Raw genomic sequence first — 14585 nt, 5'->3', positions numbered from 1 at the left:
TGTACCCCTCCTTCTTAACCCTAGCTTATGGATCAGAAGTGCAGAATAGAACCAAGGTTGGATGAAAGCAAATGTCCGGATAACGGTTGAACACAAAAACGCCCTTCCCTATACGGGAAAGGCGTTTCTTTTCATTTTGCAATGAATGTGTATAAAAGTATATCAGGCATCCCTGTTACCAGTTCAGACCGTTATCCTTGGCGATCGGCTCTTCCTTAACCAAGGTGTAGAGGCTGCTCGCCTCATCCTTCTTGGTACTCTCGGCAAGACGTTCCACCTTCACGGTGACCAGCTTTTGACCGAACTGAACCGTAAGCTCATCGCCCACTTTGACAGCGGCGCTTGGCTTCGCTTCACGTCCGTTCACCAGCACACGTCCCTGTTCGGAAACGTCCTTGGCTACGGTGCGGCGTTTGATCAGCCGGGAGACCTTCAGGAATTTATCAAGACGCATTATTTTACGGCTTCTTTAAGTTTGTTGCCTGCTTTAAACGCAGGAACGGTGGACTCAGGAATCACGATTTCATTCCCTGTTTGCGGGTTACGTCCGGTACGACCGGAACGTTTGCGGGTCTCAAAAGTGCCAAAGCCGATCAGTTGTACTTTGTCTCCGCTGGCAAGTGCATCTGTAATTTCTCCCAAAAAGCCGTTCAATACGGACTCAACGTCTTTTTTAGTCAAACCGCTTTTGGTGGAAATGTTGTTAATCAGATCTGTTTTGTTCATTTTTAAAAGCCTCCCAAATTGAAAAAAAAGTATCTGCGAATCCGTGACAACAGATCTGCTGCTGTTGGCTCCGCGCAAGGTTACTACACATGTATTCTGGCTTGGCATCTGAAATCCTGCCTCGGTCTTCGACTTTTTTCACTTTTTGTCGGTCCTGCCCAAGAACAGTCTAAGTCCAGTACCCGAAACGCCTCTGCATTAATCACACGGTTTCTCGTGCAACCGCACCCGAGATGCTTCGACGACACGATACGCATGATGCAACTAATGATATCGGATCAGCGCCCAAAATGCCAGAACCCTTTACAATCCAGCCTTCTTCGCTGCCTGCCAGTATTGCTCCATTTCATCGACATTGCTGTCTGATGGAGTTCTTCCCTGTTCACGCAGACGCTCCTCAATATACTGGAAACGCTGAATGAATTTCCGATTGGTGGCGGCAAGCGCCTCCTCTGGATCGGTATCAATAAATCTCGCTACATTGGCAGCTGCAAACAGTAAATCGCCCAGTTCCAGCTTCCGTTCTTCCGCAGACTGGTTATGCTGCACTGCTTCTTTTAGCTCTGCCAGCTCTTCCTCAATCTTGGCAAAGACACCTTCCACGTCATCCCAATCGAAGCCAACTTTAGCCGCTTTTTTCTGTAATTTGTACCCTTTCATCAAGGCAGGCAAGTCGCGGGGAATACCGTCTAGCACAGAAGTCTGCTGTAGATCCTGTCCCTTGCGCTTTTTCTCCTCTGCCTTCATCTGTTCCCAGTTTTGCAACGCTTCATTCGCATTCTCTGCCTGTTGTTCACCGAATACGTGCGGATGACGGAAAATTAGCTTGTCGTTCAACCCTTCGATAACGTCGTACACGTTAAATGTGCCAACCTCTTCTTCCATCTGGGAGTGCAGCAAAATCTGCAACAGGAGGTCGCCCAGCTCTTCCTTCATGTGATCAGGGTCATCTTCATCAATCGTATCAATGACTTCATAGGTTTCCTCAATCAGGTTTTTACGAATCGACTGGTGGGTCTGCTCCTGATCCCATGGACAGCCACCTGGACTGCGAAGGATATTCACGATTTCATGCAGTCGTGCGAAGGAGCGCCGACGAAGCGCGTCATCCGTATTCTTGGGCACATATATCAATGAGAGATTACCGTACCCTTCAATCCGATCCAGATCATGCAGCGGCACCTTGTGTATGATCTCCTGTCCCTGTACACCCAAGGCATGTCCGACAAATACCGGATAATCGTCAGGGTAAACGTCCATCAGGCACAGTTTTACGTCGGAAGCGGTAAACACATCATATACTTGTCCAATCAAGGTATGAAGCTGTGGCTGCACCAGTTCCGTATTCAGACTGCTGGCATCGAGAAGCTGAAAACCTTCAATCGGATCGAATCCAAGACGAATAAACGCTTCATCCAGAAAGCTTTCCCCACCCATAACGCGCAGCGAAATGCCCATTTCTGGGCAGCGCTCCTTCAACAGGCGTACGCTCGCTTCAGCGACCATGGGATGCCCTGGCACGGCATAAACGATCTCGGTACCCGGCTCACCCTTGCGTGCGGCCACAATCAGTCGATCTGCAATTTCGTCGTACACTTCCGGAAAAGAATCCTTCGCCTCATAGATGGCATCGAAGGATGTCATCTCCAACCCTTCCTGCTTGAGATCATTCAATACGGGATGATCCAGTGTGCGTACATACAGCGTCGCTGCATGTTTCATTTTTTTGATGATTCCTACCGTTAGCTGATCTGCATCTCCAGATCCAAGACCGACTACTGTCAAAGTTGCACTCATCTTTATAAGCCTCCATCCGAACTATCCCGTTCCGACTCCCCATCCTTGGTCAACCAATCTTGGATGGGTCATACATAGTACAGAACAGGGCTCTATAATTAAACGTATTATACCAGAATTAGACGTTATCCTATAATTGCATTTGCATATGACACGGTGTGACTCATTCAATCACTTTTGCTCCGCTTTAATGTGGGAGCCGGGTTGAATGGCTGACGTAGCGCTAACTGTAGCAGCGCAACGCGAGGGTTAGCGCAGCACACGCAGTCTGCGCAGCAGCTTCGCCAGCAGCGGCCCCAGCTTGGGCACGGCCGCCAGCTCTGCGGCGCTCAGCAGCCTCGTCCGGGCCGCGGCCAGCAAGAACACGGCCGAGCCTGCGGCTATGCCTAGCAGGCTCACGCCCATCGCGGCCAGCCTACGATCGGCCGCGATACCGATGCCGCCGAGCACTGCTTCGGCGGCCCAGGCCGTGCCTGCCGCCGCCAGGCTCATGGCGGCGATCACCAGCGCCGGCTTCGCCAGAACGGCGCCCGGGGCCGGGCGCATGGCGACAAGTCGCGCCAGCAGCGCCACATTCAGGCCAGCCGCCAGCATGTAGGCGACTGCGCCTGCCAGGGCCGCGCCGCTGATGCCCAGCGCCGGCACAAGCAAGACGTTCAGCAGCGCCTTGACGCCTGCGGCGGCCAGCATGCTGAACGCGGGTGCGCGCACGGCGCCGAGGCCTTGCAGCAGCGCCGCCGCGATAATGCTGACGGTGCTGCCCGCAGCCGTCAGCGCCATGTACCGCAGAGCTTCGGTGCCTGCGGCATCGCCGTACAGCATGCGGTTAATCGGCTCTGCCAGCACCGCTAGACCTGCGGATGCCGCCAGGCCGATCAACCAGAACCAGCGCAGCGCAAGGCCTGCTTGCTGCCTCACGGCTTCTGGCCCGCCTTTCAGCCGGGCTTCGGCCATCGCCGGAATAAAGAGCACAGACAGCGACGTGGCAAGCATCGTCACCAACTGAACCAGCGGCAAGCCCCGGTTGTAAATCCCGAAGGACACCATGGATTGGAGCTCATCCAACCCTTCTCGTCTTAGCAGTCGGGGTACCGTAAAGGTATCCACCAAATTCATCAATGGCACAGCCAGTGATCCGAGACAAACCGGAATGGCATAGATCAGTAGCGTCCGCATCCACTCACCGTTGGATCGCCGCTCCTCAGACAGAAGGCTGCTCCCCCCGCTTCGGTGTTCTTTGGTTTTCTCCATTTGCTCAGCTGTCTCAGTACTTTTCATAACAGCGAGCCTTTCCCCATTTTTCCGTCGATGATGGTACACATATCCAAGCATCGTAACTAACCCGGCAAACCCTCCTGCCACTGAACCAATCATGGCTCCAGCTGCAATGGTCTCCAATGAAGCGTCCCGTCCCATGAGCCACAACAACAGAACAATCATCACCGTGACCCGAACAGTTTGCTCTACCACCTGGGATACCGCCGTAGGCACCATTTGCTGCAACCCCTGGAAATATCCGCGCAAGCCTGTCATCACCGGTACAAACAACAATGCCATTGAAGCTGTACGAATGGACGGTACGACACTTCCATTTCCAATCAGATCTCCAATAAGCGCTGCACCTATATACATCAACAAAGCCAGTGCCAGTCCAATTCCACCGAGCAGCATCGAGGACAAACGTATAACCCGTCTGCCCTCCTCCGGTCGACCAAGAGCATTCTGCTCGGCTACGAATTTGGATACAGCCACAGGCAGCCCTGCAGCAGCAAGGGTAATGATGAGCATATAGAACGGGTACACCGTATTGTAGATGCCAAAAACACCGTCTCCCCCCAGATTCTGTAGCGGAATCTTCTGAAAAGCACCAATGATTTTGGATATAATGGCGGCAAGCCCAAGCACAAATGCGCCCTGAAGCAATCTTGAGCCTGTAGACAACTGTTTCATATGTCCCTCCTGCGTATGTCCGTGCATTCATTCCTTCAAAGTATACCTAGCTATTATACCTGTCCCAAGGCGCACAGACTAACCCCTCAAGGCATCCTACCCTTCAGGACATCATCCACACGGTCTACATCTTCCCTAAAATGCAAAAACTCCTGGTTGCCCTCTGGGCACCAGGAGTTGATCTGCTATTTATTGCTCCATCTGTTTGCCAAGGAACCCGGCAGCTGTCTCGGACATTTTAATTTCCATCTGAGACATCTTCACCGATTCATCCTTGTTGAAAAGGATAACCGTTCCGATGGGGTCACCACCTGAAATGATCGGGGCAATAACAAAAGACGATAACGTCTCGTCATGATCTTTGCTAAGCTCATAAGAACCATTGTTGGTCTCCAAAATCGTCTTCCGGTTTTCCATACAACTCTCCAGCAAAGGACCTACCTGCTTGTCCAGATACTCTTTCTTGGAGCCACCTGCCACGGTAATAATCGTATCACGATCAGAGATCATCGTTACATGGCCTGTACTTTCATACAGCGATTCTGCATATTCTTTGGCAAAATCACCAAGTTCGCCAATCGGCGAGTATTTTTTAAGAATAACCTCTCCATCGCGGTCCACAAAAATCTCAAGTGGATCGCCTTCACGGATACGTAACGTACGGCGGATTTCTTTCGGAATGACCACTCGACCGAGGTCATCTATACGGCGGACAATACCAGTAGCTTTCATTTCACATGTTGCCCCACTTTCTCGAGAAGATTTTTCAACTACTGTTCCTTAATGGGTAGAGGAAAGTCCCAGAACGTTTAGTGTGATATCTTGACCATAGTATTCATCTGTTCCCATTTCCTTATACATACTTTGGAGAATATAGTTGTGTAAACTTCCACAGAAGGAGACCATGTACCCACTTTGCTCCACAGATACAAGGAAAAGCAAGAGGGAGGCCTTAAGTCCCCCCCTTGCTTTTCTGTATGGTTGTCCATATTAGAAGCGTTCAGTGTATCACCCAGACAAACGTATTTGCTGAATGTGTGCACTCGCTATCTTACTTACCGCTTGTATCTGTACCTTCACCTGTTGTTGTATCCTTGTCGGTTCCAGTTGTTCCTTGATCCGTTTTGGTATCGGTACCCGCATCGGTTTTTTCACCCTCAGTACCAGTTCCTGTACCGGTTGTGCCTTCAGTCGTACCTTCTTCAGCCTTGTCTGTTTTCGGCAGTTTTACTTCTTTTACGATTTTGTCCAGTTCGCTGGTCATGAATGTATCGATCTCAGCAGCTGCCAATTGGCTCTTCAAACTTTCCTTTTGTTCAGCCGTTAATTTGGTGTAGTCCGCCTCAGTACGGGATTCCACTTTAATAATGTGATAACCATATTCAGATTCTACAGGATCACTGATTTTGTTAAGCGGTAGCGTTTTAGTTGCTTCTTTGAATGTATCAACCCAATTAGCTACTGGTGCGTCTTTGAAAAGTCCACCATCTGCAACAGAATTGGTATCGTCAGAGTATTCTTTTACCACTTCTGCAAAGTCGGCTCCGCCCTCAAGTTTGGCTTTCACTTCTTTTGCGATTTTGAGTGCGTCTTCTTTTTTACGCTCTTTTTTAGTCTTAGAATCGGTAAATCCAATCAGTACATGACGAACAGACGCCGTTGTGAACTGATCTTTATTTTTCTCAAATTCAGCTTTAATCGCATCTTCAGTAACGCCCGTTTCTTTATCCTTAATTACCGTCATGATGCGAGTCATGTAATCCTTAATGTTCTGGTCTGTCAGATTCTGAGCTTTCAGCATCTCAGTCCATTGGTCAGCTTGAACAGAAGCTTTCATTTTGTCGAATTGCTCTGTCGCTGTTTTGGCACCCTCGGTTTTGGCTGCATCACTTGCTTTTCCACTCAAATATTCATAAGCAACTTCCTGTTTTACCAGGTACTCCTTGAAATCATCCATATCCATCATTTGTGCATATTCCGGATAGAGGAATTTCATGACCCGTTGCTCCATGTCGAATTCATTGGCTGTAATTGTACCGCCATCATACGTAGCGACTACAGCACTTGTATCCTTCGGTTCTGTTTTCGCTTCTTCCTTCTTGCCACAAGCAGCAAGCAGTGATAAGGACAGTACTGCTACCATACTCACAGACAGTACTTTCCCTACTTTTTTATACTTTGCTAACATCCTTTAGTTCCCCCTTTGATTTAAAAGCACTTTTCATGGACTCCAGAAATTTCTCTACCAGCTCCATCAGTTGCTTGTCCCCAAGCCCTTTGCCCTTGACATGAATAAGCATATGGGGTCCTTGTTCAAATTGTACACGTCTTTCGAACTGATTTCCAATGTGTGCGATTTTTGAGAGCTCAAATGCATGTTCTCGGCCTTCGTAGAACTTCACTGTAAGATCATCTCCGCGTTGGGAGATTGATTCAATACCGTAGATCTTGCCATAGACTTTCATTCTGGCCACCGCCAGCAGATTGATCACGGCTTCCGGCAGATCTCCGAATCGGTCAACCAATTCGTCTTCCAGTTCCATTGCATCGTCGAAGGAGGCAATAACCGCCACTTTTTTATAAATTTCAATCTTCTGAATACTGTCATAAATATAATCAGACGGCAAGTACGCATCGATACTGAGATCCAGTGTTGTGTTCCACTGATCGGATGGCACCGGCTCTTCGCCGAGCATCGTAACTTTGCGTTTGTTAATTTCCTCTGCCAGCATCTGAGAATATAGATCGAATCCGACAGACGCAATAAAGCCGTGCTGTTCAGCTCCGAGCAGATTACCCGCGCCGCGGATCGACAAATCACGCATCGCGATCTTGAATCCCGAACCCAGTTCGGTGAATTCCTTAATCGATTGCAGACGTTTCTCAGCAACTTCGGTCAGCACTTTGTCCCGTTGGTACGTGAAATAGGCATACGCGATCCGGTTGGAACGTCCCACCCGTCCACGAAGCTGGTACAGCTGGGAGAGCCCCATTTTGTCCGCGTCATGCACGATCAGAGTATTTACGTTAGGAATATCTACCCCGGTCTCGATGATGCTAGTGCTGACGAGTACGTCGTACTCACCATCCAGGAAGTCCAAAATAGTCTTCTCTAGCTCCGTTTCCGACATCTGGCCATGTCCCACACCAACCTTGGCCTCAGGCACCAATTCGGAAATTTCCGCAGCCATCTCCTGAATTCCCTGAACACGGTTATACAAGTAGTAGACCTGACCGCCACGAGCCAATTCACGTTCAATCGCTTCACGAACAAGTGCCTGACTGTGTTCAACGACATACGTCTGTACCGGAAAACGGTTTTCTGGCGGAGTCTCAATAACCGACAGATCCCGAACGCCCAGCATGGACATGTGAAGGGTACGCGGAATCGGCGTTGCTGTCAGTGTCAGCACGTCCACGTTTGTTTTCAGCTTTTTCAGTTTTTCCTTGTGCGTTACACCGAAGCGCTGCTCTTCATCTACAATTAACAGGCCAAGATCCTTGAAGACTAGATCCTGTGACAACAACCGATGGGTACCGATGACGATATCGACGGTGCCTGCCTTAATGCCTTTGGCCGTCTCGTTCTGTTCTTTACGTGAACGGAATCGGCTAAGTACATGAATGTTGAATGGATAACCGGAGAAACGCTCACGGAACGTTTCATAATGCTGCTGCGCCAAAATGGTTGTAGGGACTAATACAGCAACCTGTTTCCCCTCAATGGCAGCTTTAAATGCAGCACGGATAGCGACCTCGGTTTTGCCGTAACCGACATCCCCACACAATAAACGGTCCATCGGACGATTTTGTTCCATATCCTTCTTGATTTCTTCGATGGCACGCACCTGATCACGTGTCTCATCATAAGGGAACATATCCTCGAACTCCTGCTGTTCCGCAGAGTCTTTGTCGAAGCCAAAACCTTTTGACGTCTGACGTTCCGCATAAAGCTTGATTAGATCATCAGCAATATCCTGTACAGATGTGCGGACTTTATTTTTAACCCGTGTCCACTCATTGCCGCCCAGCTTATATATTTTCGGCTCTTTCTCTTCCGAACCGACATATTTCTGAATTAGATCAATCTGCTCAATCGGTACAGACAGTTTGTCTCCACCTGCATAGAGAATATGCATGTAGTCCTTGTGAATACCGCCAACCTCAAGTGTGCCGATCCCGAGATACTTACCAATCCCGTGATTCTGGTGAACGACATAATCGCCCACTTTCAGCTCACTATAGGATTTAATTCGTTCAGCATTGTCCACATTGCGAATCGGTTTGCGTACTTTGCGCTGCTTCTGTGAGAACATCTCGCCTTCGGTGACGACAGCCAGATGAATAGAAGGCATTTCAAAACCCGTTTGCAAGTTGCCAATAAGCATCTCCGGCTCAGGGATATCATAGTCCATGAGTACCCGACGCATGCGATCTAGTCTTTCCTCACCGTTAGCCAGCATGAGCACCTGAACTCCGGCTTTCTGCCAGCGCTCCATCTCTGCTTTGAGCACGTTCATCTGACCATGGAAGTCCTGCATTCCACGGCTGATAAAGTTGAGGATATTCTGCGGCTGGGTATGAGGAACTTGACGCAAAAAGATGGACATAAACAGCGTCTGGAATGGACGTTCATATATCAGATCATCCCCATCGGCCGACAGATGCAGGTCTGGAAGGGTCTTCCCGTTTTGCATCAAATGCAGATTCCACTCCGACTCATCTCGGTCAAGCTGTTTCGACGTCTCCGCGAGCCTTGCTGGCTCGTCGAGTACAAGCAACGTATCTTCTGGCATGTAGTCGTAGATCGTCTTGTTTTCCGGATAGAGCGGTGAAATATATTTATACATTTCGGAGAAATACACATGCTCCCGCAGAAGTTCGATCTCGCGATGAATTTCTTCTCGCAGACGCAGCTTTGCCTGCCGGTCCGTCATTTTCTCCAACTGTTGGTCAAGCAAAATAACGGCCGCATCCGCAGCCTTCTCCATACGTTCACGATCTGCAATTAACTCTTTGCACGGCAGAACCGTTACTTCGTCAATTCGTTCAATGGAACGCTGATCTGCAGGATCAAATGTACGAATGGAATCGATCTCATCGTCGAATAATTCCACACGATACGCAATGGACGATGTGACTGGATAGAAATCAATAATTCCTCCACGCACGCTCATCTCGCCGCGTGATTCTACACGCTCTACACGTTCATATCCGAGCTTCACCATCTCCAGCAGGAATGCATCCAACTCGAGCGTATTGCCTTGTTTAATTGTAATCTGAGCATTAGCCATCACTTCTGGAAGTGGAACATAGCGCCGTACCCCGGAAAACGGGATAACAACAACGCCCCTAAATCCCTGGGCGCAACGGACCAACACGTCAATACGCTGACCCAATGTTTCCGGACTGGAAACAGCAGCTTCAGCGGCAACAAGTTCGTTGGCAGGATAGAGCAACACCTGATCAGGTGAAAGCGCTTCCTGTAAATCTTCTGCGATTTTTTGAGCGGAAAACATATTGTGTGTCACAACGAGCAGGGGTCTGTTCATTTCCTGATGTAGAGCAGCCAGCATAATCTGACGCGCCGAACCGGATAAGCCCGAAACCAATTGCTCTTTCATGCCGGATGTAATCCCGGCCGTAATGGACCCGAAGTCCGGATCTTTGGAAAAAGCCTGTATAAGTGCTTGTAACAAAAGGGGCACCTCTCTTATAACTTACTTGAGTATCTCACGCATGCGCGCAGGTTCACCACATTAAAAATTGGATACAAATTCCTTTTTGTCCTGTTTCATCATAAAGGATTAATCGCTACTTTGCCACATCCGTTTGATGTGGCTGGGGGCTAATTTGGATATAGTCTGGTTTCATCCCAACTGAAAAGAAGCCTCAGCAGGCTGCCAAGGCTATAAAGGTGGAGCGATATTCCGCAGCCGCCATCATCTGTCATAAGTTCTTGCTGCGGGCGAGTTAATTATTGAAGCGGACTCGCAAGCAGGCTCAGCTCAGGATTGAACTCCAGAGCTTCTTTGCAATAATCACATGTAATCCGAACGGTTATATCGCCACCGGAATTATACGCTATTATATCCCTCCGCTCGTCGGGGGTCAAGAAATGAAAGCCCAATTGCGCTTCCGTTATCCGGGCAGAATCGATTCGTCCAATAAAAGTACGGCAATGCCTACACACATAATTCACTGACATGTTTATGCCTCCTGAACATGGTTTATACGTCCAGTATGCCCATTAAGACCGAATCGAACCCGAATCTTGATCATTTTTCCAGTGTCACTTGCAGCGGTTCATCCGTTGAACTTGGCCATCGTCTGCTCAAACGTATGATCCAGACTATACTCCAATGCATCACAGGTCTGTTCGATCGTTTGATCGAGCGCTTCCTTTTCGTTTTTCATAAACTTCGACAGTACGTAGTCTACAATGGCATGTCCCGGTTCTGGTCGGGATATTCCCATCCGTACCCGGTTAAACTGCTGTGTACCGGTATGCTGGATAATGGATTTGATTCCATTGTGACCACCTGCACTGCCCTGGTAACGCAATCTGACTTTGCCTGTTTCTGTGTCCATGTCGTCATAGACGACAATCAGGTCTTCCAGACTAACTTTATAAAAATCCATATACGCCCTTACCGACTCACCGGAAAGGTTCATAAACGTCATTGGTTTAATCAGCACCGTTTTGACGCCTCCAATTACACCTTCTCCAATCAGCGCCTTGCATTTGCTCTGCGTTATGGAGATATTATGACGCTCTGCAAGTCGATCAAGTGCCATAAAGCCGATATTATGACGGGTTTTAGCGTAGTTTGGGCCTGGATTTCCGAGGCCGACAATCCACTTCATCTTGTTCCCTCCTTCGGATCAGCCTAAGGTGAAGCATAGACTTCGAATGTTATATTTCATATAATATCAACAAAGTGAGATTCGAATTGGTTATATAATTTGAACGATAATTACACCTAATCACTCCGATAGCAGTACCATCTTTCGATCGCTCTTATCCCCAGATTTTCTTTTTTCCCTTGATCCAAGGGAAAAATCCGGTGATAGCCTATGCTTCCGAAGTAGCATTCTTGCAGAAAGCTTTCAGGCGCACGCTCCGCTTCTTCAGATTGGTTCTGCACTCCCGTTTTGGTGTAAACGTCAGTTCAACTTATATTATTTTTACAGCTTTTATTCATCAACCCAGGAAGGTGAGCGGGTTTTGCGCGAAGACAACGGACAACTGACTCAACATAGCGATTTTATCTATCATCTGGAATATCATATACCTGTACAGGTATATGACCGCGACACCCATATTGAGATCGGACTAATCACACGTTTCGATAATCAATTTGTCGAAATTGCCGACACTCTTTTTCATCGGCGCCGGTTCCGTTTTATCTCCCGCCCCGGATACTAGAAATCCGGCAGGCAACTGCTTCACTTCCAATATAACGGAACGCCGACAGGGGTTACATTTTCCATTGATCCGGAAAACGTAACCCCTCTACTACTTTATGCAGACATCCTTATTCAATTTCAAACAGCTTGCTGATTGACAATTCCTCATGAACCCGGATAATGGCTTCTCCGAGCAAAGGTGCTACAGACAACACTTTAAGTTTGCTTGTCGGGTTAGCATGCGTAATCGGAATGGTATCCGTTACGATAACTTCCTTCAGTGGTGCATTCTCCAAGCGTTCCATCGCAGGTCCGGACAATACTGGGTGAGTACAGCAAGCGTATACTTCCTTCACGCCGCCTTCCATCAGAGCATTCGCTCCCAATACAATCGTTCCCGCCGTATCAATGATGTCATCGATCAGAATTGCTGTTTTACCTTCGATGTTACCGATAATGTTCATCACTTCGCTGACGTTCGGCTCTGGACGACGTTTGTCGATAATTGCGAGAGGTGCATTCAGGAAGTCCGCCAGTTTCCGAGCGCGTACTACGCCGCCGTGGTCAGGCGATACAACAACCGGATTTTCGATCTGTTTCGAGCGGAAATATTGAGCCAAAATCGGCACGCCGAGCAGATGATCAACCGGAATATCGAAGAATCCTTGAATCTGCATTGCATGCAAGTCCATCGCGATTACACGGGTTGCACCCGCTTTTTCGATCAGATTGGCAACCAGTTTGGCTGTAATCGGGTCACGCGAACGGGCCTTACGGTCCTGTCTAGCATAGCCATAGTACGGAATAACGACGTTAATCGTCTTGGCAGATGCCCGTTTAAGTGCATCAATCATAACGAGCATTTCCATCAGGTTGTCATTAACCGGCAAGCAAGTAGACTGCACGATATAAACGTGACAGCCCCGAACACTCTCAGAGAGTTTCACTTGGATCTCACCATCACTAAAGCTAGTTGTGTGAGATTCACCCATAGGAATTCCGATATAATCAGCAATTTGATGGGCAAGCTTGGGGTTAGAATTGCAAGTAAATATTTTTAATTTCGAATCAAAATAAGTCATAAAATAAAAACCCTCCGTGCTGGTTCATTGGAATCTATAAGCGTCTGCGACATGTCGGCACCCCCCGATGTTCGGGAGGCAATTCTTAATATCAATACCCCTTATTCGGGTTTGGCATTTTGTTTCTTGGCTTTGGCACGACCACGGATTTTCTCCGCATATCCAGGTTTGTTCTCCTGGCGTGGGCGGGCAATCGCGAGATCATTGTCGGGAACTGAATGGGTAACGGTAGAGCCCGCAACAACATATGCGCCTTTTCCTACCGTGACAGGTGCAATCAGATTGACATTGCTGCCTACGAACGCATCGTCTTCAATCGTCGTTACAGCTTTATTATATCCATCATAATTCACCGTTATTGCCCCGCATCCAACATTTACATTTTTCCCTACTTTAGCATCCCCAATATAACTGAGATGAGATACTTTGGAGCCTTCATCAATTGTAGCATTTTTCACTTCAACAAAGTCACCAATTTTTACTTTACGGCCCAGTTTGGTACCTGGACGCAAATAAGCAAATGGACCTACAGTTGCTTCTGATCCAACCTCGGCCTGTGACAGTACAGAATGCTTGATTGTAACCCCATCCTGAATGATACTGTCTTCCACATCTGCCTGAGGACCAATATGGCATGCTTCACCAATGGTAGTTGTACCTTTGAGTATGGTACCCGGATACAATACTGTATCTGATCCAATGGTAACATCCGCCCCGATATATGTCGATGCCGGATCGATGATTGTAACACCGTTCAACATATGTTTTACCGCCAAACGTTCACGCATGAACGCTTCTGCTTGTGAAAGAGCAAGTCGATCATTAACTCCGATGGATTCCGCGATGTCATCTGACATGTAGGCTTCCACCACTTCTCCATCATTACGGAAAATGCCAACCACGTCAGTGAGATAGTATTCTCCCTGAGCATTCTGGTTCGTCACTTTCTCCAGCGCAGCGAACAACTTAGCATTATCGAAGCAGTACGTACCTGTGTTGATCTCGTTCACAGCATCTTCCTGCTCCGTGCAATCCTTCTGTTCCACAATGCGCTGTACAGAACCATCTTCTCCGCGAATAACGCGGCCGTACCCTTTGGGATTGTCCAGTTCAGCTGTGAGTACCGTTGCTGCTGCTCCGCGGCTCTCATGGAGTTTCATCAGTCCTTCCAGCGTCTCGCTGGTCACAAGTGGTGTATCTCCACAGACAACGATGGTTGACCCTGCTTCACTGCCGAGCAGAGATTTAACCTGCTTCACCGCATGTCCTGTTCCCAATTGTTCAGCCTGAAGCACGTACTCTGCTCTGGAACCCAAAAATGACTGCACCGCTTCGGCACCGTGACCGACCACAACGACACTGCGTTCAACGCCTGCGCGAAGAGCTGCATCCAGCACGTGACCCACCATCGGTTTACCGCATACGGGATGCAGTACCTTGTACAATTTCGATTTCATCCGTTTGCCTTGCCCTGCTGCAAGAACGATTGCCATTCTTTTCAAAATTTACGACCTCCTGTTCTGAAAAACCCATCGTCTGACCTTACCTGTATATATCCGATGAGTAACGTTCAGCCGGCCCTGCGCCGGTCTTGTTCATCGCCTGCTGTCTCTGTAATCA

12 protein-coding genes are annotated in these 14585 nt (G+C 48.5%); 1 reads left to right on the top strand and 11 read right to left on the bottom strand.

Features of this window, described 5'->3' with window-relative positions; all coding sequences use genetic code 11:
* Positions 1 to 175: 175 nt before the first annotated feature.
* From AC4PM4_RS29540 to pth, 9 genes are all read right to left on the bottom strand, one after another.
* Complete coding sequence (locus tag AC4PM4_RS29540) at positions 176 to 454, bottom strand: RNA-binding S4 domain-containing protein (protein ID WP_024633720.1); 279 nt, start codon at positions 452 to 454, stop codon at positions 176 to 178.
* Positions 454 to 726: an HU family DNA-binding protein gene (locus tag AC4PM4_RS29535; RefSeq protein ID WP_017691362.1), complete on the bottom strand. Its 273-nt coding sequence runs from the start codon at positions 724 to 726 to the stop codon at positions 454 to 456. Before AC4PM4_RS29535 ends, AC4PM4_RS29540 begins: the two co-directional genes overlap by 1 nt.
* A 303-nt stretch (positions 727 to 1029) precedes the next feature.
* Positions 1030 to 2523 (bottom strand): bifunctional methyltransferase/pyrophosphohydrolase YabN, encoded by a 1494-nt coding sequence (gene yabN / locus AC4PM4_RS29530; protein WP_491615218.1) that lies wholly within the window; start codon positions 2521 to 2523, stop codon positions 1030 to 1032.
* A gap of 249 nt (positions 2524 to 2772) precedes the next feature.
* Positions 2773 to 4473, bottom strand: coding sequence for a putative polysaccharide biosynthesis protein (locus AC4PM4_RS29525; RefSeq protein ID WP_491615216.1), 1701 nt, complete (start codon positions 4471 to 4473; stop codon positions 2773 to 2775).
* Positions 4474 to 4662: 189 nt separating this feature from the next.
* Positions 4663 to 5205 (bottom strand): stage V sporulation protein T, encoded by a 543-nt coding sequence (gene spoVT / locus AC4PM4_RS29520; RefSeq protein WP_024633717.1) that lies wholly within the window; start codon positions 5203 to 5205, stop codon positions 4663 to 4665.
* A gap of 319 nt (positions 5206 to 5524) precedes the next feature.
* Positions 5525 to 6661: a peptidylprolyl isomerase gene (locus AC4PM4_RS29515; RefSeq protein ID WP_491615215.1), complete on the bottom strand. Its 1137-nt coding sequence runs from the start codon at positions 6659 to 6661 to the stop codon at positions 5525 to 5527.
* Positions 6645 to 10172 carry a transcription-repair coupling factor gene (mfd, locus tag AC4PM4_RS29510; RefSeq protein WP_063567549.1) on the bottom strand — a complete coding sequence of 1176 codons (3528 nt, stop codon included), beginning with the start codon at positions 10170 to 10172 and terminating at the stop codon, positions 6645 to 6647. Before mfd ends, AC4PM4_RS29515 begins: the two co-directional genes overlap by 17 nt.
* A 278-nt stretch (positions 10173 to 10450) precedes the next feature.
* Positions 10451 to 10681 (bottom strand): anti-sigma-F factor Fin, encoded by a 231-nt coding sequence (gene fin, locus AC4PM4_RS29505; RefSeq protein WP_024633714.1) that lies wholly within the window; start codon positions 10679 to 10681, stop codon positions 10451 to 10453.
* Positions 10682 to 10779: 98 nt separating this feature from the next.
* Positions 10780 to 11340: an aminoacyl-tRNA hydrolase gene (pth, locus tag AC4PM4_RS29500; protein ID WP_063567548.1), complete on the bottom strand. Its 561-nt coding sequence runs from the start codon at positions 11338 to 11340 to the stop codon at positions 10780 to 10782.
* Positions 11341 to 11701: 361 nt separating this feature from the next.
* Here pth and AC4PM4_RS29495 point away from each other — a divergent pair, with 361 nt between their 5' ends.
* Entirely contained in the window at positions 11702 to 11902 is a 201-nt protein-coding gene (locus tag AC4PM4_RS29495) for a hypothetical protein (RefSeq protein ID WP_064641977.1), read from the top strand.
* 109 nt (positions 11903 to 12011) lie between these two features.
* Here AC4PM4_RS29495 and AC4PM4_RS29490 read toward each other — a convergent pair whose 3' ends face one another.
* Positions 12012 to 12965 carry a ribose-phosphate diphosphokinase gene (locus tag AC4PM4_RS29490; protein ID WP_017691370.1) on the bottom strand — a complete coding sequence of 318 codons (954 nt, stop codon included), beginning with the start codon at positions 12963 to 12965 and terminating at the stop codon, positions 12012 to 12014.
* Positions 12966 to 13066: 101 nt separating this feature from the next.
* A complete protein-coding gene (gene glmU, locus AC4PM4_RS29485) occupies positions 13067 to 14458 on the bottom strand; it encodes a bifunctional UDP-N-acetylglucosamine diphosphorylase/glucosamine-1-phosphate N-acetyltransferase GlmU (protein WP_371121682.1) in 1392 nt (463 codons plus the stop codon).
* Between the last annotated feature and the right edge of the window lie 127 nt (positions 14459 to 14585).

The sequence above is a fragment of the Paenibacillus sp. MDV22-iso6 genome (assembly GCF_058408365.1).
This window is presented reverse-complemented; position numbering and strand designations above follow the sequence as displayed.

Coding starts and splice junctions, on each gene's coding strand:
- pth (WP_063567548.1), bottom strand. CDS start 11,340: ATGAAGTGGATTGTCGGCCTCGGAAATCCAGGCCCAAACTACGCTAAA.
- AC4PM4_RS29490 (WP_017691370.1), bottom strand. CDS start 12,965: ATGACTTATTTTGATTCGAAATTAAAAATATTTACTTGCAATTCTAAC.
- AC4PM4_RS29540 (WP_024633720.1), bottom strand. CDS start 454: ATGCGTCTTGATAAATTCCTGAAGGTCTCCCGGCTGATCAAACGCCGC.
- yabN (WP_491615218.1), bottom strand. CDS start 2,523: ATGAGTGCAACTTTGACAGTAGTCGGTCTTGGATCTGGAGATGCAGAT.
- AC4PM4_RS29515 (WP_491615215.1), bottom strand. CDS start 6,661: ATGTTAGCAAAGTATAAAAAAGTAGGGAAAGTACTGTCTGTGAGTATG.
- fin (WP_024633714.1), bottom strand. CDS start 10,681: ATGTCAGTGAATTATGTGTGTAGGCATTGCCGTACTTTTATTGGACGA.
- AC4PM4_RS29535 (WP_017691362.1), bottom strand. CDS start 726: ATGAACAAAACAGATCTGATTAACAACATTTCCACCAAAAGCGGTTTG.
- glmU (WP_371121682.1), bottom strand. CDS start 14,458: ATGGCAATCGTTCTTGCAGCAGGGCAAGGCAAACGGATGAAATCGAAA.
- spoVT (WP_024633717.1), bottom strand. CDS start 5,205: ATGAAAGCTACTGGTATTGTCCGCCGTATAGATGACCTCGGTCGAGTG.
- AC4PM4_RS29525 (WP_491615216.1), bottom strand. CDS start 4,473: ATGAAACAGTTGTCTACAGGCTCAAGATTGCTTCAGGGCGCATTTGTG.